General features: G+C 74.4%; 27 protein-coding genes and 1 tRNA gene. 12 read left to right on the top strand and 16 right to left on the bottom strand.

The genetic code is table 11. The features are described 5' to 3' along the window. Positions 1-12: 12 nt before the first annotated feature. A complete protein-coding gene (locus CHC11_RS16240; protein WP_089312539.1) occupies positions 13-1,980 on the top strand; it encodes a hypothetical protein in 1,968 nt (655 codons plus the stop codon). Positions 1,981-1,992: 12 nt separating this feature from the next. Continuing rightward, complete coding sequence (locus CHC11_RS16245; RefSeq protein WP_218826109.1) at positions 1,993-2,709, top strand: 3-keto-5-aminohexanoate cleavage protein; 717 nt, start codon at positions 1,993-1,995, stop codon at positions 2,707-2,709. A gap of 47 nt (positions 2,710-2,756) precedes the next feature. Here the strand turns inward: CHC11_RS16245 and CHC11_RS16250 are convergent, their stop codons facing one another. Genes CHC11_RS16250 through CHC11_RS16260 form a run of 3 tightly spaced genes read right to left on the bottom strand, consistent with a single transcriptional unit; the run spans position 2,757 to position 5,751 of the window. Then, complete coding sequence (locus CHC11_RS16250) at positions 2,757-3,368, bottom strand: Rv1733c family protein (protein WP_089312540.1); 612 nt, start codon at positions 3,366-3,368, stop codon at positions 2,757-2,759. A 41-nt stretch (positions 3,369-3,409) separates the two neighbouring features. Continuing rightward, on the bottom strand, positions 3,410-5,071 hold the full coding sequence (locus CHC11_RS16255) for an MFS transporter (protein WP_089312541.1): 1,662 nt from the start codon (positions 5,069-5,071) through the stop codon (positions 3,410-3,412). Further along, positions 5,068-5,751, bottom strand: a complete 684-nt coding sequence (locus tag CHC11_RS16260; RefSeq protein WP_089312542.1) for an LppX_LprAFG lipoprotein — start codon at positions 5,749-5,751, stop codon at positions 5,068-5,070. Before CHC11_RS16260 ends, CHC11_RS16255 begins: the two co-directional genes overlap by 4 nt. A 340-nt stretch (positions 5,752-6,091) precedes the next feature. Between CHC11_RS16260 and CHC11_RS16270 the strand changes: the two genes are divergently transcribed. Further along, positions 6,092-6,165 (top strand) — tRNA-Ile (locus CHC11_RS16270). Positions 6,166-6,214: 49 nt separating this feature from the next. Here CHC11_RS16270 and CHC11_RS16275 read toward each other — a convergent pair. After that, entirely contained in the window at positions 6,215-6,988 is a 774-nt protein-coding gene (locus tag CHC11_RS16275; RefSeq protein WP_089312544.1) for an enoyl-CoA hydratase-related protein, read from the bottom strand. Between the two features lie 63 nt (positions 6,989-7,051). On the opposite strand from CHC11_RS16275, the gene CHC11_RS16280 reads away from it, so the two are divergent. Beyond that, positions 7,052-7,444 carry a DUF7715 family protein gene (locus CHC11_RS16280; protein WP_089312545.1) on the top strand — a complete coding sequence of 131 codons (393 nt, stop codon included), beginning with the start codon at positions 7,052-7,054 and terminating at the stop codon, positions 7,442-7,444. 15 nt (positions 7,445-7,459) lie between these two features. Beyond that, complete coding sequence (locus CHC11_RS16285) at positions 7,460-7,750, top strand: MTH1187 family thiamine-binding protein (RefSeq protein ID WP_089312546.1); 291 nt, start codon at positions 7,460-7,462, stop codon at positions 7,748-7,750. On the opposite strand, the gene CHC11_RS16290 is transcribed toward CHC11_RS16285, so the two are convergent. Continuing rightward, positions 7,743-8,498 (bottom strand): neutral zinc metallopeptidase, encoded by a 756-nt coding sequence (locus CHC11_RS16290; protein WP_089312547.1) that lies wholly within the window; start codon positions 8,496-8,498, stop codon positions 7,743-7,745. The genes CHC11_RS16285 and CHC11_RS16290 overlap by 8 nt on opposite strands. 183 nt (positions 8,499-8,681) lie before the next feature. Between CHC11_RS16290 and CHC11_RS16295 the strand changes: the two genes are divergently transcribed. The 5 genes from CHC11_RS16295 to CHC11_RS16315 are packed head-to-tail and all read left to right on the top strand — an operon-like array spanning position 8,682 to position 13,572. Continuing rightward, on the top strand, positions 8,682-9,482 hold the full coding sequence (locus CHC11_RS16295) for an ABC transporter ATP-binding protein (RefSeq protein ID WP_089312548.1): 801 nt from the start codon (positions 8,682-8,684) through the stop codon (positions 9,480-9,482). Continuing rightward, entirely contained in the window at positions 9,479-10,300 is an 822-nt protein-coding gene (locus CHC11_RS16300) for an ABC transporter ATP-binding protein (RefSeq protein ID WP_089312625.1), read from the top strand. The genes CHC11_RS16295 and CHC11_RS16300 overlap by 4 nt, the downstream gene beginning before the upstream one ends. Further along, on the top strand, positions 10,297-11,187 hold the full coding sequence (locus CHC11_RS16305) for a branched-chain amino acid ABC transporter permease (RefSeq protein WP_089312549.1): 891 nt from the start codon (positions 10,297-10,299) through the stop codon (positions 11,185-11,187). Before CHC11_RS16300 ends, CHC11_RS16305 begins: the two co-directional genes overlap by 4 nt. After that, positions 11,180-12,280, top strand: a complete 1,101-nt coding sequence (locus tag CHC11_RS16310) for a branched-chain amino acid ABC transporter permease (RefSeq protein WP_425427324.1) — start codon at positions 11,180-11,182, stop codon at positions 12,278-12,280. Before CHC11_RS16305 ends, CHC11_RS16310 begins: the two co-directional genes overlap by 8 nt. Continuing rightward, entirely contained in the window at positions 12,277-13,572 is a 1,296-nt protein-coding gene (locus tag CHC11_RS16315; RefSeq protein ID WP_089312550.1) for an ABC transporter substrate-binding protein, read from the top strand. The genes CHC11_RS16310 and CHC11_RS16315 overlap by 4 nt, the downstream gene beginning before the upstream one ends. A gap of 31 nt (positions 13,573-13,603) precedes the next feature. On the opposite strand, the gene CHC11_RS16320 is transcribed toward CHC11_RS16315, so the two are convergent. From CHC11_RS16320 to CHC11_RS16340, 5 genes are all read right to left on the bottom strand, one after another. Continuing rightward, positions 13,604-14,044 carry a MarR family winged helix-turn-helix transcriptional regulator gene (locus CHC11_RS16320; protein WP_089312551.1) on the bottom strand — a complete coding sequence of 147 codons (441 nt, stop codon included), beginning with the start codon at positions 14,042-14,044 and terminating at the stop codon, positions 13,604-13,606. Further along, the gene (locus CHC11_RS16325; RefSeq protein WP_089312552.1) at positions 14,041-15,510 is read right to left on the bottom strand and encodes an MFS transporter; all 1,470 of its coding nucleotides are present in this window, start codon (positions 15,508-15,510) and stop codon (positions 14,041-14,043) included. Before CHC11_RS16325 ends, CHC11_RS16320 begins: the two co-directional genes overlap by 4 nt. 90 nt (positions 15,511-15,600) lie before the next feature. Further along, positions 15,601-16,410: an ABC transporter ATP-binding protein gene (locus tag CHC11_RS16330; RefSeq protein ID WP_089312553.1), complete on the bottom strand. Its 810-nt coding sequence runs from the start codon at positions 16,408-16,410 to the stop codon at positions 15,601-15,603. Next, entirely contained in the window at positions 16,410-17,507 is a 1,098-nt protein-coding gene (locus tag CHC11_RS16335) for a FecCD family ABC transporter permease (protein WP_089312554.1), read from the bottom strand. The genes CHC11_RS16330 and CHC11_RS16335 overlap by 1 nt, the downstream gene beginning before the upstream one ends. Further along, positions 17,504-18,601, bottom strand: a complete 1,098-nt coding sequence (locus CHC11_RS16340; protein ID WP_245919306.1) for a FecCD family ABC transporter permease — start codon at positions 18,599-18,601, stop codon at positions 17,504-17,506. Before CHC11_RS16340 ends, CHC11_RS16335 begins: the two co-directional genes overlap by 4 nt. 86 nt (positions 18,602-18,687) lie before the next feature. Between CHC11_RS16340 and CHC11_RS16345 the strand changes: the two genes are divergently transcribed. Together CHC11_RS16345 and CHC11_RS16350 are read left to right on the top strand one after the other, a co-directional pair. Beyond that, entirely contained in the window at positions 18,688-19,716 is a 1,029-nt protein-coding gene (locus CHC11_RS16345; RefSeq protein ID WP_089312555.1) for an ABC transporter substrate-binding protein, read from the top strand. A gap of 7 nt (positions 19,717-19,723) precedes the next feature. Further along, positions 19,724-20,557 carry a siderophore-interacting protein gene (locus tag CHC11_RS16350; protein ID WP_245919274.1) on the top strand — a complete coding sequence of 278 codons (834 nt, stop codon included), beginning with the start codon at positions 19,724-19,726 and terminating at the stop codon, positions 20,555-20,557. A 6-nt stretch (positions 20,558-20,563) separates the two neighbouring features. Here the strand turns inward: CHC11_RS16350 and mnhG are convergent, their stop codons facing one another. From mnhG to mbhE, 6 genes are read right to left on the bottom strand one after another with little or no spacing between them, the layout of a single operon-like run. Next, positions 20,564-20,893, bottom strand: a complete 330-nt coding sequence (gene mnhG / locus CHC11_RS16355) for a monovalent cation/H(+) antiporter subunit G (protein ID WP_089312556.1) — start codon at positions 20,891-20,893, stop codon at positions 20,564-20,566. Further along, complete coding sequence (locus tag CHC11_RS16360) at positions 20,890-21,156, bottom strand: MrpF/PhaF family protein (RefSeq protein WP_089312557.1); 267 nt, start codon at positions 21,154-21,156, stop codon at positions 20,890-20,892. Before CHC11_RS16360 ends, mnhG begins: the two co-directional genes overlap by 4 nt. Beyond that, the gene (locus CHC11_RS16365; protein ID WP_089312558.1) at positions 21,153-21,692 is read right to left on the bottom strand and encodes a Na+/H+ antiporter subunit E; all 540 of its coding nucleotides are present in this window, start codon (positions 21,690-21,692) and stop codon (positions 21,153-21,155) included. Before CHC11_RS16365 ends, CHC11_RS16360 begins: the two co-directional genes overlap by 4 nt. After that, positions 21,689-23,212 (bottom strand): Na+/H+ antiporter subunit D, encoded by a 1,524-nt coding sequence (locus tag CHC11_RS16370; RefSeq protein ID WP_089312559.1) that lies wholly within the window; start codon positions 23,210-23,212, stop codon positions 21,689-21,691. Before CHC11_RS16370 ends, CHC11_RS16365 begins: the two co-directional genes overlap by 4 nt. Continuing rightward, entirely contained in the window at positions 23,209-23,625 is a 417-nt protein-coding gene (locus CHC11_RS16375) for a Na(+)/H(+) antiporter subunit C (RefSeq protein WP_089312560.1), read from the bottom strand. Before CHC11_RS16375 ends, CHC11_RS16370 begins: the two co-directional genes overlap by 4 nt. Next, positions 23,622-26,420 carry a hydrogen gas-evolving membrane-bound hydrogenase subunit E gene (gene mbhE, locus CHC11_RS16380; protein ID WP_089312561.1) on the bottom strand — a complete coding sequence of 933 codons (2,799 nt, stop codon included), beginning with the start codon at positions 26,418-26,420 and terminating at the stop codon, positions 23,622-23,624. The genes CHC11_RS16375 and mbhE overlap by 4 nt, the downstream gene beginning before the upstream one ends. Positions 26,421-26,500 lie beyond the last annotated feature (80 nt).

A 26,500-nucleotide genomic window follows, 5' to 3' on the forward strand; every position in this document is an offset into this window, starting at 1 on the left:
CGGAGGTGGACGTTGCGTCTCCCCCAGCGCACCCTCTCGGCATGCGCGGCGCTCGCCGCGTCCCTCGCGCTGCTGACCGGCCCGGCCGCCGTGCCGCCGGCCGCGGCCCAGGCCGGCGACGGCTGCGACCCGATCGACCCGGCCGCGTGCCTGCTGCCGTTCCCGAACGACTGGTACACGGTCGCCGACGGCGGCACGGCCACGGGCCGCCGCGTCCACCTGCGAACGACGCTGAAGAACGCGCTCGGCGTGCCCGTGTCGCCGGGCGAGTGGAACCGCGCCGACGGCTTCTCCCCCGGCTCGATGCTGCTCAGCCGCGTCCCCGGCCTCGACCTGGCCCGCACCGGCGCCGCGCCCGTCACCGACATCGGCGCCTCGCTGCGCGACGACGCCCCGATCGTCATCGTCGACACCGCGACCGGCGAGCGCTGGCCGTACTGGGCCGAACTGGACGCGAACGCCCCCGCCGACCGCCGGGCGCTGATCGTCCGCCCGGCCCGCAACTTCCGCGAGGGCCACCGCTACGCCGTCGCGCTGCGCGACCTGCGCGAGGCGTCCGGCGACCCGATCGGGCCGAACGCCGCGTTCGCCAAGATTCTCGGGCCGGACCTGCCGCCGGGCGACCCGCTGGCGGCGCGGCAGCGGGACGGCAGGCGGGTCCTCGCCGCGCTCCAGGCCCGCGGGGTGGGCCGGGACGGCCTGTACCTCGCCTGGGACTTCACCGTCGCGAGCCGGCAGAGCCTCACCGGGCCGGTGCTCCGCATGCGCGACGACGCGCTGCGCGGTCTCGGCGACCGCTCCCCCTCGTTCCTGGTCACGCAGGTGGCCGACGACGTGGACGACAAGATCGCTCGCGAGGTGAAGGGGATCGTCTGGGCGCCGAGCTACCTCGACCAGTACGGCGGGCTGCCCGGATCGGCCCTGCACCGCGGCGCGGACGGCCTGCCCGCGCAACTGCCGGGCAACTCCCAGGCCGTCCCGTTCCAGTGCGAGATCCCGCGCTCGGCGCTCACCCGGCCCGCGCGCCCCGCCCTCTACGGGCACGGCCTGCTCGGCAGCGAGGGCGAGGTCGACGCGGGCAACGTCAAGGCGATGGCCGCCGAGCACGGCTTCGTGTTCTGCGCGACCAAGTGGATCGGCATGGCGGACGAGGACGTTCCGAACGTCGTCTCCGCTCTCGCCGACCTCGGCCGCTTCCGGACGGTCGCCGACCGCCTCCAGCAGAGCCTCGTGAACTTCACCTTCCTCGGACGCGCGATGACCCGCGGGTTCGCGGGGAACAAGGCGTTCCGGAACGACGCGGGCGCGCCCCTGATCGACGCCGGGGCCGAGCTGACCTACGACGGCAACAGCCAGGGCGGCATCATGGGCGGCGCGCTCACCGCGGTCTCCCCCGACGTCCGCCGCGCCGTCCTCGGCGTCCCGGCGATGAACTACAGCACGCTACTCAACCGCAGCGCCGACTTCCCGCAGTACGCGAAGGTCCTGGACGTGTTCTACCCGGACAGGCTCGACCAGCAGATCGGCCTCGCGCTGCTCCAGATGCTGTGGGACCGGGGCGAGGCCAACGGCTACGCCTGGCACATGACGGACGACCCGCTGCCGAACACGCCGAAGCACCGCGTGCTGATGCACGTGGCGTTCGGCGACCACCAGGTCGCCCCGGTCGCCGCCGAGGTCGAGGCGCGCACGATCGGCGCCCGCGTCCACGCGCCGACCCTCACCCCGGGCCGCAGCCCGGACAAGGCGCCCTACTGGGGCATCCCGACGTTCGGCTCGTCCCACGACGGCTCCGCCATGGTCGTCTGGGACAGCGGCTCCCCCGTCCCGCCGCTCACCAACACGCCCCCCACCGAGGGACGCGACCCGCACTCGGACCCCCGCGGCGACGCCGGGGCGCGCCGGCAGAAGGCGGTCTTCCTCACCACCGGCGCCGTCGTGGACGTGTGCGGCGGGGGACCCTGCGTGATCACGCCCTGATCCGGACCTGAGATGATCGGGATCATGCTCCAGGTCTGCCCCAACGGAAGCCGGACCGAGGGCGTCCCGACGTCCCCGGAGGAGATCGCCGCGGCGGTCCGCGCCGCGGCCGACGTGGGCGCGCAGGACGTCCACCTGCATCCCAAGGACGACGCGGGCGCCGACACCCTCCGGGCGCCCCGTGTCGCCGAGACCGTCGCCGCCGTCCGCGCCGCGACCCCGTCGGTCCCCGTCGGGGTGACCACCGGCGCCTGGGCCGCGCCCGACCCGGTCGAGCGCGCCGCGCTGGTGCGCTCCTGGACCGTCCTGCCCGACCACGCTTCGGTGAACTTCCACGAGGAGGGCGCCGAACTGGTCGCCGAGGCGCTGTTCGAACGCGGCGTCGCGATCGAGGCGGGGATCTTCTCCGGCACCGACGCGGCGGCGCGGTTCCTCGGCTGGCCGCACGCCCACCACGTGCTGCGGATCCTCGCGGAGGTCACCGACACCGACCCGGAGACCGCGCCCGGCACCGCCAAGGCGCTGCTGCACGACCTCGGCACACGCCTGTCGCGCCCGATCCTGCTGCACGGCGAGGACGGCGGCGCGTGGCCGGTGCTGCGGCTCGCCGTCAGGCTGAACCTCGACGTCCGCATCGGGCTGGAGGACACCCTCGAACTCCCCGACGGCTCCCCCGCGGCCGACAACGCGGCCCTCGTCCAGACGGCCCGCGCCCTCCTCATGCCGTAAGCCGTGTCGATAGTGCCGTGGCCGTGTTGAACGTGCCGGAGGCGGTGTCAGGAGCGGGGGTTGTGGCCGGCGGCGTCCAGGCGCGCCCAGTCGGCCTCCCACAGCTCGTCGCGGTGCCGGTCGCAGCGGCGCCGGACCAGGGCGTAGACGATCAGGACGGGCAGCGCGCAGCCGAGCACGGTGGCGCCGGCCGCGTACGCGGCGTCGGTGACGGTGCGGCTGTGCGGGCGGGGCCGGACGGACGGTTCGCCCTGCCGGTCCACCCAGATCGTCCGGTGCGCGCCGACCTTGGCGTCCTTCCAGGCCGGCAGCGACCCGGCGTGGGGCCTGCCGTCCGCGCCCGGCCAGCCGGCCTGGACGGTCTCGTGGATGTAGCGGTCTCCGGAGGAGCCCAGGCCGCCGGTCGAGGTGACCGTGGCGACGACCTGGCGGCGTTCCGCCCGCTCCGCGTCCTCCGCGCGGGTGCCCGCGGAGTAGGACCAGGACGCCGTCCAGGCGGCGAGCGGCGGGGCGGCGCCGAGCAGCAGCAGGAGGAGGCCCAGGGCGATCCGCCGCTGGACGCGGTCCACCCGGCGGCGCAGTTCGCTGCGCTCCAAGCCGAGGCGCCGGCGCAGCCTGGCGAGCGGCCTGCCTCCCCGGCCGATGCCGGACCTGCGCATCTGCGATCACCTCCCCGGGGTGCCCTCCCGGCAAGAGGCCTTTAGCCCTCTTTTCCCAGGATATTCCCGAGCTCGTTGATCGGCACATCCCCGGTGGCCGAATCATCTCCCGCTTCCGGGCCGATATGCCGGGCCGACGCCCGAATCCGGCCGTCGGCCGGGGCCTCGGGAGGGGCGTCCCGCCGCGCCCCGGCGGCCAGGGCGAGCAGCGCGCCGAGCAGGCACATCCCGGCGGTGATCCAGAAGATCTCGCGGTATTCGGTCCGCAAAGCGTCCTGGAGGGCCGCGTCGTAGATCTTCATCTGGGCCGCGAACTCCCGCTTGGACATCAGGAACGGCAGCGGCGGCTTCAGATCGGCCGTGAGGGCGTGGAACCGGTGGAAGCCCCACGCGGTGAGGGCGGAGATCCCGAGCAGCATCCCCATCATCCGCGCGACGACCACGGCCGCGGACGCGACGCCGTGCCGCGCGGCCGGGACGAACGCCAGCACCGCCGACGACACCGGCGCGATCACCAGGCCGAGGCCGAGCCCCGTCACGACGAGGTCGACGTCCATCCTCGGCAGCGGGCCGTACGACGCGCCCGCCAGGTCGGCCGGCCAGCCGGCGATCAGCAGGTAGCCGCCGGCGGAGACGGCCATCCCCACCGCCATCGGCCACCGCTCGCCCACCCGCCGCGCCACCAGGCCGCCGGCCACCGCCGCGACGGGCAGCGCCACGAGGAACCGCGTCAGCAGCAGCGCGCCGTCCGTCGCGTCCTTGTGCAGGACGGTCTGCGCGACCAGCACGACGTCCACGAGCGTCACCATCAGCGCCGCACCCGACAGCAGGCTCACGCCGAGCGTCGCCAGCAGCGGCCCCCGCCGCACGCCCGACAGGTCGAGCAGCCGCGTCCTGGACCTGATCTCCCACAGCACGAACACCGCCAGGACGGCGGCGCCCGCGCCCAGCGCCGGCAGGCCCCACGGCGGCAGGGCGGCCTCCGCCGGCTCGGGGTTGTAGACGGCGGCGACCAGCAGGCCGAGCCCGAGGGCCAGCAGCAGGCCGCCCACGACGTCCACGCCCGGCCGCGCTTCCCGTGGGGGGACGACCCCCCGCACCCCCCGGTTCGCTTCGCTCTCCTCTGGGCCGGACCCGCGCCCGCCCGGCACCGCGACCTGCACGGCCGCCATCGCCACCGCCACCAGCGGCAGGTTGATCCAGAAGATCGCCCGCCAGTCGAACGCCGCCGCGATCCCCGCCCCGTACAGCGGACCCAGCACGCTTCCCAGCTCCTGCGCAGCCCCCACCGCGCCGAGCACGACCGGCCGCTGCCGCTCCTCCCAGAGGTCGCCGGCCAGCGCCATCGTCACCGGCAGCAGCGCGCCGCCCGCCACGCCCTGCACCACCCGGCCCCCCGTCAGCACCGGGACGCCGTGCGCCAGCGCCGTCACCACCGACCCGGCCGCGAAGAACACCAGGCACGCCTGCAGCACCGGCCGCCGCCCGTACCGGTCCGACAGCTGCCCGAGCAGCGGCATCGCCGCCACGTAACCCAGCAGGAACCCCGTCAGGACCGGCGTCACCCGCTCCAGCCGGTTCACCGGGATCCCGAGGTCCTTGACCACCGGCAGCAGGATCGTCGTGACGACGTAGGCGTCCAGCGCGGCCAGCAGCACCACCGCGCCGCCGGCGCCGATCGCGACCCGGCGACGCCCGCTCACCGCGGCGCGCTGATCTTGTAGGGGGCGTCGAACTCGGTGAACTCGATCGTCACCGCGCCCTGGTCCTTCGGGAACGCCCCCCGCACCTTCAGCAGCCGGTGGTCGGCCCTGCCCACCCAGACCTGGCCGTCCATGTCCTCGCCGATGCCGGGGATCAGGCCGGCGACCTGGTCCTTGGGCAGCTTCGCCGCCACCCGGTAGGCCTCCTTGCCGTCCACCTTCTCCACCGCCTCGGGCGACGGCTCCCGGGCCGACGACAGCAGCCCGGCGATCCCCCGCTGCGGGTCCAGCACCGCCGACGGGTCGTACACGCTCGCCGCCAGGCTCTTCGGCAGCTTGCGCCAGCCGCCCGTCCCGGCGTCCAGGTAGATGCTGTCCCCGACCGCGACGACCTTCATCTCGACCTTCTGGCCCTGCTGCTCCACCGCCAATGTCCCCTCGGCGTCGCCGCCGCGAAGCAGCTTCATGTCGCCGCTCTTCACCATGACCGGGATCTTGCCCTCCGACTCCAGGGTGAACGCGACGCTCTTCAGGCCCCCCATGGCCTGCGCGGCCTGCCGGAGCGTCTGCGCGGCGTCGAAGTCGGCCTTCTTCGCGGGCCCGCCGGACCCGCCGTCACAGGCGCCGGTGAAGACCAGCGCGAGCAGGACGGGCACGAGAGCGAGGATGCGTCTGGACATACGCGGGACCCTACCGACGGGTACCGGCGCCCGTCACTCGGTACCAGGTTTGACTTTCTCCCCCGCCTGAAGGAGGAGGATCCCAGCGGTCGCCCGCTGAATGTCCTGCTTCGCCGACGACCGCCCCGTCCGGGAGGAGTCGCGTTGAGGTCTCACACCGTCTCCACAGGCCGACACCGCCCGTTTTCTCCCCGAGTTGAAGACCCGGGCAACCACGAACCAGAACCGATGACATCCCGACTCCCTCAGGTGGGACTTCGGCTTTCGCGGTGGCCCTGGCGAAACGCTCGCCGCTAAGATTGCACCCGGCGACGCCCCGGCCGGTCCGGGGGGACGCCACGGGGCGGTAGCTCAGCTGGTCAGAGCAGGAGACTCATAATCTCCCGGTCGCGGGTTCGAGTCCCGCCCGCCCTACGCACAGCGGCGCCCCGCTCCCGGAGCGGAGCCCCTCCGGGAGCGTGCCCTAGTCGGGCCACTCCGGGCGGCGCTTCTCCAGGAACGCCGTCATCCCCTCCTGCGCCTCCGGGGTCTGGCTGGATGCGGCCATCACCTCGATCGCATAGGCGTAGGCGTCCTGCTCGGGACGGTCGAACTGGGCGTACATCGCCTGCTTGCCGAGGGCCTTGCTGCGCGGGCTGCCCTGCGTGGCGCGCTGCAGGAGGTCGTGGACGGCCTTGTCGAGCTCGTCGTCGGGGACCGCGTAGTTGATCAGTCCCCACTCGGCGGCCGTGGCCGCGTCGACGACCTCGCCGGTGAGGGCCATCTCGGCGGCGCGCTTGCGGCCGACGTTGTGGGAGATCGCCACCAGGGGCGTGTGGCAGAACCAGCCGCCCTTGCCGCCGGGCGCGGCGAAGCCCGCGCTCCGCGCGGCGACGGCCAGGTCGCAGCTCGCGACGAGCTGACAGCCGGCGGCGGTCGCGAGGCCGTGCACGCGGGCCACCACCACCTGCGGGACTGACTGGATCGTCCGCATCAGGTCCGTGCAGACCCGCAGCAGGTCGCGGACGTCGGCGTGGGACGCGCCGGCCATGTCGGCGAAGTCGTGCCCGGCGGAGAAGACCGGGCCGTTCGCGGCGAGGACCACGCCGAGGGCGTCGGTTCCCCCGGCCTCCCGGAACGCCTCGGTGAGACGCAGGAGGAAGTCGCGGGAGAGCGCGTTGCGGCGGCGCGGCCGGTTCATCGTGATCGTGGTGAAGCGGCCGTCGCGGTGAAGGAGGACGTCGTCGTCTTCGCTCATGTTCCCGACGTTACGTCAGACCCTCGTCGTACGGTGGGCCGGCGTCCACGAGCCGAGGGGGGCATGGCCTTGAAACTTCTCACCGCCACCAACTCCAGCCAGGGATTCCGCGGCAACGACTTCGACTGGTGCGTCGAAGGCGAACTGGTCCACATCGGGACGGTGTGCGCCCGCGACCGCGACGACCCGGACGGCGGCTGCGGCTGCGGCCGCTCCTTCGCCGGGCTCAACTCCCACCGCGCCACGACGACCGCGATGGTCCGCGACGTCCCGGGCTTCACCGGCGCCGACTACGTCCTGGCCATCCGCTCCAGCCTCGAACAGCAGGGTTGCGACCCCTCGTTCGCCGAGCACGAGGCGGCCCTGCTGCGCTGCCTCGTGCGCGACTGGCCGGTGGGGGTGGTCGTCGAACGGCGGCTGGATGAGATCGTGGTACGCCAGGTCGTCCAACCCTAGGTTCGGAGGTGCGCGATGCTCGTCGCGTTCTCGGTCACCCCGCTCGGCGCGGGCGAGGAGGTCGGCGAGCTCGTCGCCGAGGCGGTCCGGGTGGTGCGGGCGAGCGGCCTGCCCAACCGGACCGACGCCATGTTCACCACGATCGAGGGCGAGTGGGACGAGGTGATGGCCGTGGTGAAGGCCGCCACCGACGCGGTGGCGGCGCGGGCGCCGCGGGTGAGCCTCGTCGTCAAGGCCGACATCCGGCCCGGCGTGACCGGCGCCCTCGACGCCAAGGTCGAGTCGGTGGAGCGCCACCTCAGGTGAAGCAGGCCCGCACGCCGTTCTCGCCGCCGCGCGAGAAGGCGCGCAGCCGCTGGACGGCCGAGCCGTGGTCGCCGGGCCTGGTCCAGGGCGCCCGGTCGCCGATGACCTTGAAGGCGTCCACCAGCTCCTGCTCGTCGCCCTCCTCGAACCGCAGGGTGCCGTCGTCGGACGAGCCGTAGAGGGCGGCGCCCGCGAGGCAGTCGGCCTGCAGCTCCGCGGCGGGCGACACCAGGCCGCGCCGGAGCCGGTTCTGGACCGCGTGGCCCCACTCGTGCGAGATCACCAGGTAGACCCACGCGTCGCCGCGCGCGTACCCCGACCGCATCAGGTGGGCGTCCCAGGCGACGAAGTCCCCGGACGGGCAGTAGGCCGCGTTGTCGGGTTCGAACCGCTCGCGGCCGCACACCGGCGCTGAGGCCGGGTCGCGGCCGTCGTAGAGGCCGACGACGCGCGGCGAGCCGTACTCTCCCGTGAACAGGCGGTCCCAGTGCCGCCGCCAGAAGTCGTCGGTGAGCGCCTCGGCGGTCCGGACGTCCTCCCGGAACTCGCGCTCGCCGAACGCGGCCGGGGCGCTCCGCCGCGGGGCGGGCGCGCGGGACGCGACCGGGGTGCCCTGCGCCGCGGGGCGGGCGCCGGGACCCGCCGCGGCAGGGTCGAACTCGCAGGCACCCGTGAGCGCGGCGGCCAGCGCGAGGGCGCCGGCGAGGGCGGCGGGCCGCCGTGAACGGTTCCATGCCGTCTGCCTCATGACGGGTCATACGCATCCGGACTCCCGGAAGGACGAACGCCCGCCCGAATCGGCCCGCACTGTGCTCCCCGCACAACCCGAACGACGTTCGATTGGACCCCCGCCCCGTCTTGCCCGCGGCCCGTGGACGCAGGTCGGGGCCCCGTGCTGGGGTGCCGGTCACACGAACTTCTGGAGGGGCGCATGGCGAACGGGACCCTCGCGGTCCGCGGGCTGTCGGTGAGCTACGGGCGGGCGGTGCGGGCCCTGCGCGAGGTCTCGCTGGACGTCCCGGCGGGATCGGTCACGGCCGTCCTCGGCGCGAACGGCGCCGGCAAGACGACCCTGCTCCGCGCGATCTCGGGCACGCTGCCGTTCCACCGCGGCGCGGTGGACGCGGGCACGGTGCGGCTCGGCGGGCGGTCCCTGGTCGGGCTGCACCCGGCCACCGTCGTGGCGGCCGGGGTGGTGCAGGTCCCGGAGGGCCGCCGGGTGTTCGGCCGGCTCAGCGTCGAGGAGAACCTGCGGGCGGGCGCGCTCGGCGCGCCGAGCAGGTCCGACGCCGCGAAGGCCCGCGCGCGGGTGCTCACGCTGTTCCCGCTGCTGGCGGAGCGGGCGCGCCAGCGCGCCGCGCTGCTGTCGGGCGGCGAGCAGCAGATGCTCGCGATCGGGCGGGCGCTCATGGCGTGCCCGGCCGTCCTGCTGCTGGACGAGCCGACGCTCGGGCTGGCGCCGCTGATGGCCGAGCGCATCGCCGAGACCGTCAGGGAGATCAACCTGCAGGGCACGGCGATCCTGCTGATCGAGCAGAACGCGGCGCTGGCGCTGGAGCTGTCGTCGTCCGCGCACGTGCTGGAGGTCGGCGCGGTGACGCTGCACGGCCCGTCGGCGGAGCTGGCGGTGAGCGACGAGGTCAGGCGCCGCTACCTCGGGGTCGGCGGCGGGGACCCCGAGGCGCCCGAGGCCGGCGGCGGGCCCTCGCTGGAGCGGTGGTCCGCGGGATGAGCGGGGCCGAGACGGAGGCGGGCGAGCTGCGCGTCAGCGGGCTCACGGTGCGGTTCGCGGGGCTGACCGCGCTGGACGGGGTGGGCTTCACCGTCGTGCCGGGCAGCGTCCACGCGATCATCGGGCCGAACGGCGCGGGCAAGTCGACGTGCTTCAACGTCCTGTCCGGCGTCTACCGGGCGAGCGAGGGAAGCGTGCGGTTCGGCGGGGCGGAGCTCACCGCGCTGCCGCCGCACCGGATCGCGGCCCTCGGCGTCGCCCGGACGTTCCAGAACATCGCACTGTCGCGGCACCTGTCCGTCGAGGACAACCTCATGCTCGGACGGCACCGCCTCACCCGGGCCGGGTTCGCCTCGGCGGGACTGCGGATGCCGTGGGCGCGCCGGGAGGAGGCGCGGCACCGGGCCCGGGTCCGCGAGATCGCCGCGTTCGTCGGCGTCGGCGAGCACCTGGCCGCGCCCGTCGGGCCGCTGTCCTACGGCGTGCGCAAGCGGGTCGAGCTGGCCCGTGCGCTCGCGATGGAGCCCCGGCTGCTGCTCCTGGACGAGCCGGTGGCCGGGATGAACGGCGCGGAGCGGCGGCGGATGGCCGAGGTCATCGGCCGCGCCCGGACCGACCTCGGCCTGTCGGTCCTGCTGGTCGAGCACGACATGGGGATGGTCATGCGGCTGGCCGACGAGGTCACCGTCCTCGACTTCGGCAGGCGCATCGCGGGCGGCGCGCCCGCGGCGGTGCAGCGCGACCCGGCCGTGGTCCGCGCCTACCTCGGCGCCGCGCACGCGCCCGCGGACGCCCCCGATTCGGAGGGAAATCCTTGAGCACGTTCATCGAGCTGGTGGTCAACGGGGTCTCGGCGGGGTCGGTGTACGCGCTGATCGCCCTCGGCTTCGTGATCATCTTCAAGGCCACCGAGGTGGTCAACTTCGCGCACGCCTCACTGCTGCTGGCGGGCGGCTACGTGACGGCCGTGCTGCACGACGACATCGGGTTCCTGCCGGCGCTCGCCGCGGGCGTCGCCGCGGCGGCCGCCGCGGGCGCGCTGGTGGAGCTGCTGGTGCTGCGGCGCGCCCGGGCGGAGGACCGCTCCGTGCTCGCGATCGTCACGATCGGCGTCGACATCGTGCTGACCACGGCGCTGACCCGGGAGATCGGCACGCAGGTCCTGTCGCTCGGCGACCCGTGGGGGGACGGGATCGTCGAGGTGGCGGGCGTCGGCGTCGCGCAGACGCGCATCGCCGCGTTCGTGACCGCGACCGTCCTGATCACCGCGTTCCTGCTCGCGTTCCGCCTCACGCCGTGGGGCGTGGCGATGCGGGCGGCGGCCGAGGACGGCGAGACGGCCGCGCTCATGGGCGTCCGGCTCAGCCGCGTGTCGCTCGCCGCGTGGGCGATCGCGGGCGGGCTCGCGGCGGTGGCGGCGCTGTTCCTGACCGTGTTCCCCACCCCCGGCCTGGACCGCGCCACCTCGTTCGCCGCGATGAAGGCGTTCCCGGCGGCGATCCTCGGCGGCCTGGACTCCACGACGGGGGCGCTCGTCGGCGGCCTCGCCGTCGGGCTCACCGAGTCGCTGGTGACCGGGTACCAGGGCGAGCTGGCGTTCCTCGGACGCGGCATCGGCGACGTGGCGCCCTTCCTGGTGATGCTCGCGGTGCTGCTCGTCCGTCCCGCCGGGCTGTTCGGGACGAGGGAGCTGTCGCGTGTCTGACCCCCGGATCCGGTTCGCGGCCGCCGCCGCGGGCACCCTCGTCCTGCTGGCCATGCCGTTCTACCTGGACGCGTTCTGGCTGCAGACGGGCCTGTTCGCGATGTCGGCGGCGATCGGCGCCATCGGCCTGAACCTGCTGACCGGCGCCACCGGGCAGCTGTCGATGGGGCACGCCTTCTTCCTCGCGGTCGGCGCGTACGGGTACGTCTACCTGGCGTCCGACTCCGGGCCGCGGCTCGCCGGGCTCGGGCTGCCGACCCCGCTGGCGTTCCTCGGCGCGATCCTGCTCGCGGGCGTCGCGGGCGGGCTGTTCAGCCCCATCGCCGGACGGCTGCGCGGCACCTACCTCGGCATCGCGTCCCTCGCGCTGATCTTCATCGGGCAGCACCTGCTGTTCAACGCCGAGAGCGTCACCGGCGGGTTCAACGGGCGGGACGTCCCGCCGCTGGAGATCGCCGGGTTCCGCTTCGACGACGCCCCCGAGCTGGTGGTGTTCGCCGTCCCGCTCGGCGCGCTGGAGCGGCAGTGGTTCCTGGCCGTCGTGCTGCTGGTCCCGGCCGTGTGGATCGCGCGCGGCATCCTGCGCGGACGGCCCGGACGGGCCCTCAACACCATCCGCGACCACGAGGTCGCGGCGGCGGTGATGGGCGTCCCGGTGGCGCGCTACCGGGCGGGCGTGTTCGTGCTGTCGTCGATGTACGCGGGCGCCGCCGGGGCGCTGCTCGCGCTGGCGTTCCGGCGGACCGTCCCCGACTACTTCGGCATGTTCCTGTCCCTGGACTACCTCGCCATGATCGTCATCGGCGGGCTCGGCACCGCGGCCGGGGCCGTCGCGGGCGCGGTCTTCGTCTCCGTCCTCCCCCAGCTCCTCACCCGCTTCGGCGACGACCTGCCGCTCGTCGCCGCGCCGGGCTCGGGCGGCGTCTCCCCCGCCGAGGCCGCCCGGATCCTGTACGGCGCCGCCGTCGTCGCCGTCGTGCTGTTCCTTCCCGGCGGCCTGGCCGGGACGTGGACGCGGCTGCGCACCGCCGCGTCCCGGCGCCGGGCCTCCCGTCCCCTCACCCGATTCGAGCAAGAGGAGCAACCCATATGAAGCGCATCCCTGTCGGGCCGGCCAGCAGGCACCGCGCGGCCCGCCTCATCGCGGCCGCGCTGGCCGTGGCGCTGCCGCTGGGCCTGGCGTCCGGCTGCAGCGGCAAGGCGTCCGGCGGGTCCGGCGGCACCGGTTCGGACGGCGTCAAGACCGGGCCCGGCGTCACGGGCGACACGATCCGCGTCGGCGTCGAGACCGACCTGACCGGCGTGTACGCGCCGCTCGGCAAGAGCCTCACCCAGGCGCAGCGGATGTACTTCGAGCAGCTGAACGCCCAGGGCGGCGTCTGCGGCCGCAAGATCGAGCTGGTCGTCCGCGACCACGGCTACGACGTGCAGAAGGCCGTCGCCGGGTACAGCGAGATGCAGTCGAGCGTCATCGGCATCGCCCAGTTCGTCGGCTCGCCGATGGTGACGGCGCTCAAGAGGCGCATCACGACCGACAAGATGTTCGTCATCCCGAACGCCTGGTCGACGACGCTGCTCGGCAGCAAGTACATCCAGGTCACCGGGACCACCTACGACGTCGACATGATCAACGCGCTGGACTTCCTCACCCGGGAGAAGGGCATCGCCAAGGGCGACAAGGTCGGGCACGTGTACTTCGAGGGCGACTACGGCGAGAGCGCGCTCGCCGGCGCGAAGTACGCGGCGGGCGAGCTCGGCCTGACGCTGGTCGAGCAGAAGATCAAAGCGACCGACAACGACATGTCCGCCCAGGTCGCGGCGCTGAAGAGCGCGGGCGTCAAGGCGATCCTGCTGAGCGCCGGCCCCCGGCAGTCGGCGTCGCTGGCGGGCCTCGCCCGCGCCAAGGGCATGACGGCGCCGATCGTGGCGAGCAACTCCGGGTTCTCCCCGCAGCTCCTGCAGACCGCGGCGGCGCCCGCGCTGCTCAAGGACTTCTACCTCGCCAGCGCCGGCGCGCCCATCTCGTCCGACCTGGCGCCGATCAAGAAGCTGGCGGACGACTACGGGAGGAAGTACCCGGGGCAGCCGCGCGACAGCGCGGTCGTCAACGGCTACACGGGCGCGGTCGTCTTCGCGGACGCGCTGAAGAAGGCGTGCGCGGCCAAGGACCTCACCCGCGAGGGCCTGATCACCGCGCACCGCTCCACCACCGCCCACGACGGCGGCTACGGCACGCCGATGGACTTCTCGAAGGTGGACGAGCCCGGCACCCGCAAGACCTACATCCTGCGGACGGACGCCAAGGCGCTCGGCGGCCTGGTCGTCGAGCGGCAGCCCGCGGAGTCGGAGGCGGCCGAGAAGTACACGGTCCCCGCCGGCGCCTGAGGACGCCGCGGACGAAAGCCCCGGCCCGCGGTCAGCCTTCGGAGACCAGACGCGCCGCGACCCGGTCGAGGACCGCCAGATCCTCGGCCGGGAGGTCGTAGAGCGACGGCGGCGGGGTGTCCAGGATCCGCTCGGCCTCCGCCGCCGCGGCCCGCCCCGCCGCCGTGGCGGTCACGATCTTGGATCGGCGGTCGGCGGGGTTCTCGGTCCGCTCGACCAGGCCCCGCCCGACCAGGTCGTCCACCACCAGGGTGACGTAGGGGCGGTCGGTGAGCAGCCTCTCGGCGAGGTCGCGCAGCGTCACCGGCGTGCTCGTCGCGGCGACGTACCGCAGCGCCTTGACCCGGAAGAAGCTCATGCCGAGCGCGTCGGTGACCTCGCGGCGCCGGTCGCCGCGCTCGTGCAGCAGGATCCGCAGGTTGTGCCACACCCGCGCGGCGGCGTCGGCGTGCTGGACGGCGGGCTCGGTCATCGCGCACTCGCTCCCGTCACATCGCGTGCGTCCGGCGCCGGCTCGTCGCCGCCGAACAGTTCGGCCGTGCGCGCCGCGCTGCGGGCCGCCCGCCGGCCCGTGGTGGCCGTGCCCAGCACCAGGACGGCGGCGGCGCATCCGGCGAGGATCCAGTATGCCGGTCGGGCGGCCGCCACGAAGGCAGGTGCGGCGGGGTGCGCCGCGGACGTCCCGGCGGCCAGCACGGCGCCGATGACCGCGACGCCGAGCGCCTGCCCGATCTGCCGGCTGGTGGAGGCGACCGCGGCGGCGACGCCCGCCTGGGCGCGCGGCATCCCCGACACGGCGGTGTTCGTGATCGGCGAGTTCAGCATGCCGAACCCGAGCCCGAACAGCACGTACGCGGCGAACAGCGTGACGTCGCCGGTCTCGGCGTCGAACGCGGCGAACAGCAGGCCGCTGGCGAGCATCGCCGCCCCCGCGACCTGGAGCGGGAGCCGCGGGCCCCGGCCGCCGACGAGCCGCCCCGACAGGGGCGCGGACGCGGCGGTCATCGCCGCCATCGGCAGCAGGAACAGCCCCGCGTGCAGCGCCGACAGCCCGCGCACGTTCTGCAGGTAGAGGGTGTTGAGGAAGAGGAAGCCGCCGAGCGCGGCGAACCCGCTGACGGCGATGACGGTCGCGCCGGAGAACGGGACGCTGCGGAAGAAGCGGAGGTCGATCAGCGGCTCGGGGGTGCGCAGGGCGTGCACGACGAACCCGGCGAGGGACGCGACGGCGACGATCGCGGCGCCGCAGACGGCCGGGTCGGCCGGGCCGCGGCCGGGCGCCTCGATGATCGCGTAGGTCAGCGTCCCGAGCAGCAGGATCATGAACGCCTGGCCGAGCGGATCGGGGCGGCGCGGGCGCGGGGCGCGCGACTCGGGGACGAACAGCGCGGTCAGCACGAGCGCGGCCAGCCCGATCGGCACGTTCAGCCAGAAGATCGACCGCCAGCCGACGGAGTCCACCAGCACCCCGCCGACGAGCGGTCCCATCGCCATGCTGAGCCCGACGACGGCTCCCCAGACGCCGATGGCGCGGGCCCGCTCGCGCGGTCCGGTGAACACGTTCGTGATGATCGACATCGCGACCGGGTTGAGCATGGACCCGCCGACCGCCTGCACCACGCGGGCGGCGACGAGCAGGCCGAGGGACGGCGCGAGGCTGCACAGCACCGACCCGGCGGAGAACAGCGCGAGGCCCGTCTGGAAGACGCGGCGCCGCCCGATCCGGTCGGCGGTCGAGCCGGACAGGAGCAGCAGGGACGCCAGGACGATCAGGTACGCGTCGATCGCCCACTGCAGGCCCGACAGCGAGCTGTGGAAGTCGCGCTGCAGCGACGGGAGCGCGACGTTGAGGATCGTGTTGTCCAGGCTGACGATGAGCAGGCTCAGGCAGCAGATGGCCAGCACCGCCAGCCGGCGGCGGGGACTGAGTTCGGGCACACCGCCTCCAATCGTTATAGCCCTACAACCATTAGAAGGCTACAACGATTCCGGGCGTGCCCCCGCCCGGCCCGGCCGCCCGAGAGACGCCTAGTGCGGTGCGGCGATGCGGGCGCGGGCGGCCGGGACGACCAGCGGGGTGCCGGTCTCCGGACAGTCGATCACCCGGCACGGCAGCCGGAAGACCTGCTCCACCAGGTCGGCGGTGACGACGGCGGACGGGTCGCCCTCGGCCGCGATCCGGCCGTCCCGCATCGCGATCATGTGCGTGGCGTAGCGGGCGGCGTGATTGAGGTCGTGCAGGACGGCGACGACCGTCCGGCCCTCCTCGTGCAGCCGCGCGCACAGGTCGAGGACCTCGATCTGGTGCGCGATGTCGAGGTAGGTCGTCGGCTCGTCCAGCAGCAGCAGCGGCGTCTGCTGGGCGAGCACCATGGCGATCCAGACCCGCTGCCGCTGCCCGCCCGACAACTCGTCGACGTGCCGGTCGGCGAGGTCCCCGACACCCGTCGCGGCCATCGACTCGGCGACGACCCGCTCGTCCTCCCTGGACCACTGCCGCAGCAGGCTCTGGTGCGGGTACCGGCCGCGCGAGACGAGGTCGGCGACCGTGATGCCCTCCGGCGCGATGGACGACTGCGGCAGCAGCCCGAGCGTCCGCGCCAGCTTCTTGGCGGGCCAGTCGGCGATGGGGCGGCCGTCCAGCACGACCGTCCCGGCGGAGGGCCTGAGGATCCGCGCCAGCGCGCGCAGCAGCGTCGACTTGCCGCACGCGTTCGGTCCGACGATCACCGTGAACGAGCCCTCCGGGACCGCCACGTCGAGGTTCTCGGCGATGGTGCGCTTGTCGTAGGCCAGGGTGAGCCCGGTGCCGGCGAGCCGCGCGGTCGCGTCCTTCATCACATCCGTCCCGTCTTGCGTTCGGTCACGAGGAGCCAGACCAGGTACCCGCCGCCGAGCAGCCCGGTCACCACGCCGACCGGGAGCTGGTGGCCGGGGAAGCCGCGCTGCGCCGTCCAGTCGGCGGCCACCAGCAGCGCGGCGCCCATGCACGCCGCCGGCAGCAGGTTGGGGCCGGCCGTGCGGGTGAGGCGGCGGGCGAGCTGCGGCGCGGTCAGCGCGACGAACGAGACCGGCCCGGCCGCCGCCGCGGCGAGCGCGGTCAGCAGCACGGCCGCGGCCAGCAGCAGCACCCGGACCCGCTCGATGGGCACGCCGAGCCCGTGCGCCGCGTCGTCGCCCATCTCCAGCATCCGCAGCGCCCGCCCGCAGCCGGCCAGGACGAGCGGGCCGAGCACGGCGAGCGCCGCGATGACGGGCGCGGCGTCCGCCCAGTCGCGGCCGTCCAGGCTGCCGGTCAGCCACAGCACGGCGCGGGCCGCATCGGTGATCTTCGCCTGGGTGATCAGGTAGCCGTTGACGCCGGTGAGGATCGCGGCGACGCCGATGCCGACGAGGATGAGCCGCTGCCCGTGCGCGCCGCGCCGTCCGGCCACCAGGTACACGACCAGGCCGGTGAGCAGGCCGCCGCCGGCCGCGCCGGCCGCGACCGCGACGCTGCCGGCGCCGGTCAGCACGATCACGGCGAGGACGCCCGTCGCGGCGCCCTGGCTGAAGCCGAGGATGTCGGGGCTGCCGAGCGGGTTGCGGGCCAGCGACTGGAAGATCGCGCCCGCCAGCCCGAGCGCGGCGCCGACCGCCAGGCCCGCCGCCACGCGCGGCAGCCGGATCTCGTTGACGATGATCGAGTCGGCGGGCGACCCCTGCCCGGCCAGAGTCCGCACGACGTCGGCGGGGCTCATCGGGAAGTCGCCGCTGCCGATGAGCAGCACGCCCGTCCCGAGCGCCACCGCGAGGCAGATCCCCGCGGCGGCGAGGGCGCGCGGCCGGAACCGGAACGACACCGCGGGCGTCCGGACGACGGCGAAACGCGGCCCCCTGCCCAGTGCCCCCCGCGCGGGGACGACCCCCCACACCCCCCGGTTCGCTCCGCTCATGCGCGGGACCTCCTAGGACGCCTGACGAAGTAGAGGAACACCGGCCCGCCGGCGACGACCATCACCACCCCGACCTGGAGCTCGGACGGGCGCACGACGACGCGGCCGAGGACGTCCGCCGCGAGCATCAGGGCGGGCGAGAGGACCGCGCAGTACGGGATCAGCCGGCGCAGGTCGGGGCCGGTCAGGGTGCCGACGAGGTGCGGCACCATCAGCCCGACGAAGATGATCGGCCCGCATGCCGCCGTCGCCGCGCCGCACAGCAGCGTGACGGTGACGATCGCGACGATCCGGACGCGGCCGGGGTCGGCGCCGACCGCGCGGGCCGCGTCCTCCCCCATCGCCATCGCGTTCAGCGGGCGCGCCAGCAGCAGCGCCGCCACCAGCCCGACCAGGACGAACGGCGCGACGCGGGCGACGGTGTAGCCCTGCGCGGAGGCGAGCGACCCGACCGTCCAGAAGCGCATCCGGTCCAGGGACGCGGTGTCGAGCAGCTGCACCGCGTTCACGTAGGAGAAGAGCGCGGCGTTCAGCGCGGACCCGGCGAGGGCGAGCCGGGCCGGGGTGGCGGCGCGCCCGCCGCCGACCGCGTAGAGCAGCATCGCGACGGCGCCCGCACCGGCGAACGCGAACCAGACGAAGCCGGTGAACGAGGTGATGCCGAGGAAGGAGATGGCCGACACGACCGCGGCGGCGGCGCCCGCGTTGATGCCGAGGATGCCGGGGTCGGCGAGCGGGTTGCGGGTGAGCGACTGCATCACCGCTCCGCCGAGGCCGAGCGCCGTCCCCGCGAGCAGCCCGAGCAGGGTGCGCGGCAGGCGCATCTCGCGGACGAGCGTGTACGCCGCCGAATCGGCGTGGAAGAGCCCGTCCCAGACCTGGCCGGGCGACAGCGGCTTCGCTCCGACCCCGAGGCTCAGCACCACGGTGGCGAGCAGGAGGAGCAGCGCGCCGGCGAGCCCGGCGGCCCACCGCGCGCCCGGCGGACGCCGGGCGGTCGCCGGCTCCGCGGGCGGCGTGACCGGCGGCGACTTCGTCGTCAACACGTGGCGGGCTCCGGGGGGACGGCCGGGGACCACCGTGACGGTCCCCACTCTGGACAAGATCTTAGGTTAGGTTAACCTAAGCTCCCATCGGCCGACCATCCGGCCAGGCAACTTGATTTGGGAGAACGTCGGAGATGTCGAACATCGGGGCCCAGCACCTCACCCGCCGCGGCCTGCTCGGCGCGGGCGGCGCCCTCGCCCTCGGGGCGCTCATCAGCGCGTGCGGAGGCGGTGACGACGCGGGCGGTACCGCCTCGCCGGGCGGCGGCGCCTGGACGTTCACCGACGACCGGGGCACACGGGTGCGGCTCAAGGCGCGCCCGCAGCGGGTCGTCGCCTACGTCGGCGCCGCCGCCGCCCTCTACGACTTCGGCGTCGACACTCAGCTCGTCGGCGTGTACGGCCCGACGAAGCTCAAGGACGGCAAGCCCGACCCCCAGGCCGGCGACCTGCCCGTCGACCGCCTGCAGATCATCGGCAACGCCTACGGCGAGTTCAACATCGAGAAGTACGCCGCGCTGCGCCCCGACCTGCTCGTCGACAACATGTTCGTGCAGGGCGAGCTCTTCTACGTCCCGGCCGAGAGCAAGGACAAGATCTTCGCGCTGGCGGACTCGGTCGCCATCTCCACCGGCGCCGTCGCGCTGCCGAAGCCGATCGAGCGCACCGGCGCGCTCGCCGCCGCGCTCGGAGCCGACCTGAAGTCGGCGAAGGTCACCGCCGCCAAGGCCCGGTTCGAGAAGGCCGCCGAGGCGCTGCGCGCGGCGGCCAGGGCCAAGCCGGGTCTGAAGGTGCTGGCGGCGTCCGCGAGCCCCGACCTCTTCTACGCCTCCAGCCCGGGCAAGAACACCGACCTCATCTACTTCAAGGAGCTCGGCGTCGACCTGATCGTGCCGGAGAAGCCGAGCAAGGAAGGCTACTTCGAGGAGCTGAGCTGGGAGAACGCCGACAAGTACGAGGCCGACGTCATCATGCTCGACTCCCGGACGCAGGCGCTCCAGCCGAAGGACCTCGGCTCCAAGCCGTCCTGGAAGGACCTGCCGGCGGTGAAGGCGGGCCAGGTCATCGCGTGGCAGCCCGAGCCCCGCTTCTCCTACGCGGGCTGCGCGCCGATCCTCGAAGCGCTGGCCGCGTCCCTCCGGTCCGCGAAGAAGACGGGCTGAGGCCGCGGTGGCGAGGACCCCGGCGCACCCGTACGCCTTCTTCGACCTGCACGTCCTGCGGTCCGAGCGGCTCGGCCCGTCCATGGTGCGGATCACCTTCGGCGGAGAGTCCGTGGACGGCTTCGTCACCGGCGGGCGCGACCAGCGCTTCAAGGTGTTCCTGCCGCACCCGCACCAGGACGCCCCCGTGATGCCGCGCGGCAGCGACGGCGACACGTGGTTCGCCGACTGGCGGGCGCTGGACCCGGCCGTGCGCGGCATCATGCGGTCCTACACCGTCCGCGACAAGCGCCCCGGGGAGCTGGACGTCGACTTCGCGCTGCACGCGGACGGCGCGTCCGGCCCGGCCGCCCGCTGGGCCGCGGCGGCGCGCGCGGGCGACCGCGTCACCGTCCTCGGCCCGACCGGCCCCGACAACGGCGGCTACGACTTCCGGCCGCCGCCCGGCGCCCCGGTCGTGATGGCGGGCGACCTGACCGCGCTGCCCGCCATCGCCGGCAACCTCGCCTGGCTGCCCGCCGGGACGTCCGCGCAGGTCTGGATCGACGTCCCGGACCCCGGCGACCGGCAGGAGCTGCCGACCGCGTCCGGCGCGCGGATCTCCTGGGTCGCCCCCGGCGGCCTGCTGGACGCCGTGCGCGCGGCGGCGATCCCCGACGGCGCGTACGCGTGGATCGCGGGCGAGTCCGCCGCGGTCAAGGCGCTGCGGCGGCACCTGGTGAACGAGCGCGGCCTGGACCGCCGCGCCGTCACCTTCACCGGCTACTGGCGGCGCGGCGCCACCGAGGAGGACCTGCTCGCCGAGGTCGTCGCCGGCGGCAGCCCCGCCACCGAGGAGTGAGCGGCGTCAGGGTTCGCGGTCGGTGTCGTCGATGGTGAGGGCGGTCCGGTCGAGGGCGCCGGCGCGGTAGGCGGCGGCGCCGATGGTCTGGGCGGCGACGGGCGCGGTGAGCAGCTGGAAGACCGCGACCAGCAGCAGCGGGACGGCCGCCGCCACGGAGCCCGCCTGCGGCGCGGCGCCCGCCAGGACGAGCAGGAGCCCGATCGTCTGCGGCTTCGTCGCGGCGTGCAGCCGGGTGAGCAGGTCGGGGAACCGCAGCACGCCGAGCGCGCCCGCCGCGCAGAAGGCGGCGCCCGCGGGAAGCAGGACGGCGGTGACGACGTCGCCCGCGGTCACGGACCCTCCTCCCGCTGCGCCGCGAGGCGGGCGGCGGTGACCGACCCGACGAACCCCAGCAGCACGATGGCCACCAGGATGGTCGACAGCGCGGGTTCCCCCCAGACCGCCGAGTGCACCGCGATGCCGCTGACCAGCAGGACCGCCAGGACGTCCACCGCCATGATCCGGTCGAAGGAGGTCGGGCCGCGGACGAGCCGTGCGGCCGTCATCAGGATCGCCGCGCCCAGCAGGACCATGGTGACGGTGTAGACGACGGTCATCTCCGTTCCTCCTCCTCCGCCGTGTCCTCGGGTGTCACGAGTGCCCGCATCAGCCTGCGCTCCGTGCGCATCACGCTGTCCCGCGCGGCGTCGGCCTCCCGGCGGTCGCGGACCGGCATGCCGTGGATGCGCAGGATCGACCGCTCCCAGTCGAGGTCGACGAGCAGGGTGCCGGGGCGCAGGGAGATGCTCGTGGTGACCGCGAGCAGGACGAGCTCCGAGCGCGTCCGGGCGCTGACCTCGATGACGGCGCCCCTGACCTGGCGCGGGGCGCGAAGCGCGTGCCAGCCGATGACCACGCTCGACGCCAGCAGATCCCACGCGAGTTCCGCGACGGCCACGGCGAGGCGCAGCGGCCGGATCCTGGTCACGAGCGGGACGGCGGGCAGCCTGCTCACCGCGTAGGCGATGACCACGGCGACGACGCCCCCGGCGGCGATGAGGGCGTCGACCCGCCCCCACAGCAGCACCCAGACCGCGAGCAGCCACGCCGCCATGCCCAGCCGGGCGCCGATCCTGCGGACCGCGATCCTCACGGCGCCCTCCCGTCCAGCACGGCCCGCCGGTAGGCCGACGGCTCCACCAGGTCGGCCGCGGCGCGCGCGCTCCAGGACGACAGCGGCCCGGCGAGCACGGCGATGAGGAGCCCGCCGGCGACCATCACGGCGGTCACGGCCTGCATGACCCGCACTCCACCCCGCGTGTAGGGCTCGGCGGCGGGCGGTTCGCCCGCCTCGTCCGGGCGGGGGCGCCAGAACCCGAGCGCCCAGATCCGCGCCATCGCCATGAGCGTGAGCAGGCTCGCGAGCACCGCGACGCCCGTGACGGCGTAGGCCAGCGGCCGCCCCGACCCGAGGCCCGCCTGGAACAGGGCGAGCTTCGCGACGAATCCGGACGTCGGCGGCACCCCGCTCACGCTCATCGCGGGGATGAAGAACAGCACGGCGATGAGGGCCGACAGGCGGGCGAGGCCGCCGAGCCGGCGCAGGGACGTCTCCCCCGTGCGGGCCTGGATCAGGTCGCTGACCAGGAACAGCGTCGCCTGCACGACGATGTGGTGGACGAGGTAGAGGATCGCCCCGGTGAGCCCGGCGACGCTGAACAGCGCGAGGCCGAAGAGCATGTAGCCGATGTGGCCGACGAGGGTGAACGAGAACACCCGGTGAATGTCCTCGTTCGCCAGCGCGCCGAGGGTGCCCACGATCATCGTCCCGGCGGCGAGGACGAGCATCACCCACGACCCGTGCTCGCGGGGGAACACCAGCGTCTCGACGCGGATGAGCGCGTACACCGCGGCCTTCGTCAGCAGGGCGGCGAACACGGCGGTGACCTTGGTGAGGGCCGCCGGGTAGGCGTCGGGCAGCCACAGGTGCATCGGCACGATCGCGCCCTTGATCCCGAACACCACGAGGAACAGCAGCCCGAGCGCCGTGCGGGTGCCCGCCGGGAGTGCCGGGACGCGCTCGGACAGGTCGGCGAGGTTCACCGTCCCGGCCGCCGCGTAGGTCAGGCCGAGCGCGGTGAGGAACATGATCGAGGACGTGAGGCTGACGACCGTGTAGGTCATGCTCGCCCGGACGCGCTCGGCCGTCGGCTGGAGGGTCATGAGCACGTAGCTCGACGCGAGCATCACCTCGAACGCGACGAACAGGTTGAACAGGTCGCCGGCGAGGAACACCAGGCTGACCCCGCCGGTCAGCGCCAGGTACGCGGGATGGAACACCCCCGGCTCGCTCCGGCGCTCCAGCGCGCCCGCGCCCTCCGCCACCGCGTGCAGCATGATCGCCAGCAGCACGGTGCTGGACACCACGAGCAGCAGCGCCGACAGCCGGTCGGCGACGAGCGTGATGCCGAACGGCGCCGCCCAACCCCCGACCTGGACGGCGACGACCCCGTCCCGGGCCACGCCGACCAGCACCGCCACGGAGGCCGCCACCACTCCCGCCCCGACGAGCGGCGCGAGGACCCGCAGCCAGAACCGGCGCCGGCGGCTGATCATCGCGAGGGCCGCGCCCAGCAGCGGCAGCGCGAACGGCAGCGGAAGCAGGACGTTCACTCGTCCTCCTCCAGCGGGTCGTGCCTCTCCGGCGGGGCGTCCCAGGACTCGCGGCGGCGCTCGGCGCAGATCCGGCGGTCCTCGACGTCGTCCTGCACCTCGTCCTCGCCGAGCAGCCGCCGGCTCCGGTAGGCCAGCGCCAGCAGGAACGCCGTGACGCCGAACGTGATCACGATGGCGGTGAGCGCCATGGCCTGCGGCAGCGGGTCGGCCATCGTCCGCTCCGACCCCCCGCCGAGCAGCGGCGGCGCCCCCGCGGCCCCGCCCGCCAGCAGCAGGACGAGGTTGGCCCCGTGCCCGAGCAGCATGAACCCGACCACGACGCGGATCAGGGACCGCTGCATCAGCAGGTCGAACCCGGCCGCGAACAGCACGGCGACGGTCAGCACGAGGACGAGCGCGGGCCCGGTCATGCCGCCTCCTCCTCGTCCGGCTCGTCCTCCAGGCTCGCCCCGAGCGTGGAGAGGATCGTCAGCACCAGCCCGAGGACCACCAGGTACACCCCGATGTCGAAGAACAGGCTGGTCGGCACCTTGACCTCGCCCAAGACGGGCGGCGACGCGTGCAGGACCTCCCCCTGGAGGAACTGCCCGTGCGGGAACCCGCCCGCCGACCAGCCGGCCGCGCCCGTGGCGGTCGCGAGCCCCAGGCCGCCGCCGATCAGGACGCTCGGCCGCACCGGCAGCGCGGTCGCCAGCTCCCGCCGGCCGCCCGGCAGGTAGCGCAGCACGAACGCCATGCCCGCCACGAGCCCGCCCACGAACCCGCCTCCCGGGTCGCCGTGCCCCGCGACGAGCAGGTAGAGGGAGAACACCAGGATCGTCGGGCCGAGAAACCGCGCCGCGGCCTCCAGCACCGCCGAGGATCCGCCGAGGGGCGGGCGCCCCGGCGCCGCCAGCCAGCGGCTCCCCGCCTCCCCCGGCCCGCGCTCGCCGCCGGACGGGGTCGGCAGCCGCCGCCCGCTGGTCACCAGCCCGACGACGCCCATCGCCGCGACGCCCAGCACCGTGATCTCGCCGAGCGTGTCGAGCGCCCGCATCTCGACGAGGATCGCGTTCACGACGTTCTTGGCCCCCTCCCCGGCCGCGAGCCGGGCGTATCCGGACCCGACCGGACGGGTGCTCCGGCTCAGCACCGCCACCACCAGGAACAGCGCGACGAATCCGCCCAGGCACACACTGACCGCCCCGGCGACGGCCCTGGCCGCCCCCCGCCGGCGCCTCGGCGGGTACCGGCCCGGAAGCCGCCGCAGCACCAGCACCAGCATGATCAGGGACAGCGTCTCCACGACGAAGAGGGTTAGCGCGAGATCGGGACCGCCCTGCACCACGAACAGCCCGCCGACCCCGTAACCCGTCCCGGCGAGCATCAGCGCGGCCGTCAGCCTGTGGCGGGCCCGCAGCGCCGCGAGCGCGCAGCCGATCACTACCACGGCGAGGACGACCTGCGCCGGGTCGTCCCACGCCCGCAGCCGGTCCACCGGAATCGCCGGGCCCGTCCCCCGGACCAGAGCGGCCGCCAGCGCCGAGCCGGGCACCGCCAGCGCCGTCGTCCCGATCACACCGAGGTAGACGGGCAGCGAGCCGATCTGCACACGCCGGGTCACTGCGTGCGCCCCGGCGAGGACCCCCTCGACCGTCCCGTCGTAGCCGCGCTGCGCGTCGAGGAACCGCCACTTCGCCCGCCTTACGGGGAACGTCCGTCCGAACAGGACGAACACCACGGCACCCAGCACGAGTGCAAGCGCGGAAAGGCCGAGCGCCGACCCGGGCCCATGCCACAGAGCGAGCTTGTATTCGCCGTCCCCCGGCAGCGTGTCCGCATACGGCCCGGCGAGCTTCTGCATCACCCCGGGAACGACGCCCAAGGCGAATCCGGCCACAGCAAGGACCACAACGGGCCCGACCAACCCCCAATGCCCCCCAGGCGCGACATCTGCCTGACCGCCGAAGGCACCGAACAAGAACCGCACGCCGTAGGCCACGGTCAGCGCGGAACCCGCCACGACCCCGGCGAGGACGGCAACATCCAGCCCGCCATGCGCGAAGGCCTCCATCGCGGCCTCTTTCGCCACGAACCCCAGGAACGGCGGCAGCCCGATCATCGACGCCGTGGCGGCCGTCGCCGCGACCGCCAGCACCGGCAGCCGCCGCCAGGCCCCCGAGAGCCGATCGGCACGGCGCGTCCCCGTCTCGCGCTCCACCGTCCCGACCGTCAGGAACAGCGGCGCCTTGAACAGCCCGTGGGCCAGCAGCAACGCGGTGCCCGCCAGCGCCGCCGTCCGCGTTCCGTCCCCCAGCAGGACCATCAGCAGACCGAGCTGGCTCACCGTCCCGTACGCGAGCAGCCTTTTCAGGTCATGCTGCCGCAGCGCGAGGACCCCGCCCACCAGCAGGCTCAGCAACCCGACGCCCACCACCAGCGGGCGCCACACCCCGGCATCGCCGAACGCGGGCGCCAGCCGCGCCACCAGGTAGACGCCCGCCTTCACCATGGCCGCGGCGTGCAGATAGGCACTGACCGGAGTGGGCGCGACCATCGCGGCGGGAAGCCACGCGTGCAGGGGCACCTGCGCGGACTTGGCGAACGCCCCGAGCAGCACCAGCACCAGCCCCGCCGTCGCCAGGGAACCGCTCGGCGGGTCGACCGCCATCGCCGAGATCCGGTACGTCCCGGCGGACTGCCCGAGCAGCACGAACCCGGCGAGCATGGCCAGCCCGAACGCGGTCGTCGTCAGCAGCGCCTGCGTCGCCGCCCGCCGGTCCTCCGCCCGCTCCGGCCGGGTCGCGCCGATGAGCACGAACGAGCTGAGCGTGGTCAGCTCCCAGAACACGTACAGGACGAGCAGGTTGTCGGCCAGCACCAGCCCGGTCATCGCCCCCGCGAACGCGACGAGCGTCCCGATCATCAGCCTCTCGGGACGCTCGAAATACCAGCCCGCGTAGCACAGGACCACGGCCCCCACCCCGCCGACCAGCAGCAGCATGACGATGGACAGCGCGTCCAGCCGGAAGTCGAACACCAGCCCCAGATCCGGCGCCCAGTCCAACCTCGCCGTGACCGCGCCCTTCCCGACCTGCGCGGCAGCCCATCCGGCCGTGGCCGCCGGGAGCACCGCCGCGGCACAGGCCATCACGCGCCGACGCCGCCCGAGCGCCCAGGGCACCGCGACCGCGACGACGGCATAAGCGAGAACCAGCACGAGCATGCCGCCGCAGCTCCCCTCCGCAAGGCACGTCGCCTCCCACTTACCCGATCACCACCCCCGAAACGACCACCCGCCCGCAC

The sequence above is a fragment of the Actinomadura mexicana genome (genome assembly GCF_900188105.1).
Classification (GTDB): Bacteria; Actinomycetota; Actinomycetes; order Streptosporangiales; family Streptosporangiaceae; genus Spirillospora; species Spirillospora mexicana.

Bases quoted from the DNA above. Each gene is read 5' to 3' on its own strand.
- CHC11_RS16245 (WP_218826109.1), top strand. From the start codon at position 1,993: ATGATCGGGATCATGCTCCAGGTCTGCCCCAACGGAAGCCGGACCGAG.
- CHC11_RS16250 (WP_089312540.1), bottom strand. From the start codon at position 3,368: ATGCGCAGGTCCGGCATCGGCCGGGGAGGCAGGCCGCTCGCCAGGCTG.
- CHC11_RS16260 (WP_089312542.1), bottom strand. From the start codon at position 5,751: ATGTCCAGACGCATCCTCGCTCTCGTGCCCGTCCTGCTCGCGCTGGTC.
- CHC11_RS16275 (WP_089312544.1), bottom strand. From the start codon at position 6,988: ATGAGCGAAGACGACGACGTCCTCCTTCACCGCGACGGCCGCTTCACC.
- CHC11_RS16280 (WP_089312545.1), top strand. From the start codon at position 7,052: ATGGCCTTGAAACTTCTCACCGCCACCAACTCCAGCCAGGGATTCCGC.
- CHC11_RS16285 (WP_089312546.1), top strand. From the start codon at position 7,460: ATGCTCGTCGCGTTCTCGGTCACCCCGCTCGGCGCGGGCGAGGAGGTC.
- CHC11_RS16290 (WP_089312547.1), bottom strand. From the start codon at position 8,498: ATGAGGCAGACGGCATGGAACCGTTCACGGCGGCCCGCCGCCCTCGCC.
- CHC11_RS16295 (WP_089312548.1), top strand. From the start codon at position 8,682: ATGGCGAACGGGACCCTCGCGGTCCGCGGGCTGTCGGTGAGCTACGGG.
- CHC11_RS16300 (WP_089312625.1), top strand. From the start codon at position 9,479: ATGAGCGGGGCCGAGACGGAGGCGGGCGAGCTGCGCGTCAGCGGGCTC.
- CHC11_RS16315 (WP_089312550.1), top strand. From the start codon at position 12,277: ATGAAGCGCATCCCTGTCGGGCCGGCCAGCAGGCACCGCGCGGCCCGC.
- CHC11_RS16320 (WP_089312551.1), bottom strand. From the start codon at position 14,044: ATGACCGAGCCCGCCGTCCAGCACGCCGACGCCGCCGCGCGGGTGTGG.
- CHC11_RS16330 (WP_089312553.1), bottom strand. From the start codon at position 16,410: ATGAAGGACGCGACCGCGCGGCTCGCCGGCACCGGGCTCACCCTGGCC.
- CHC11_RS16335 (WP_089312554.1), bottom strand. From the start codon at position 17,507: ATGAGCGGAGCGAACCGGGGGGTGTGGGGGGTCGTCCCCGCGCGGGGG.
- CHC11_RS16345 (WP_089312555.1), top strand. From the start codon at position 18,688: ATGTCGAACATCGGGGCCCAGCACCTCACCCGCCGCGGCCTGCTCGGC.
- CHC11_RS16360 (WP_089312557.1), bottom strand. From the start codon at position 21,156: ATGACCGTCGTCTACACCGTCACCATGGTCCTGCTGGGCGCGGCGATC.
- CHC11_RS16375 (WP_089312560.1), bottom strand. From the start codon at position 23,625: ATGACCGGGCCCGCGCTCGTCCTCGTGCTGACCGTCGCCGTGCTGTTC.
- mbhE (WP_089312561.1), bottom strand. From the start codon at position 26,420: ATGCTCGTGCTGGTTCTCGCTTATGCCGTCGTCGCGGTCGCGGTGCCC.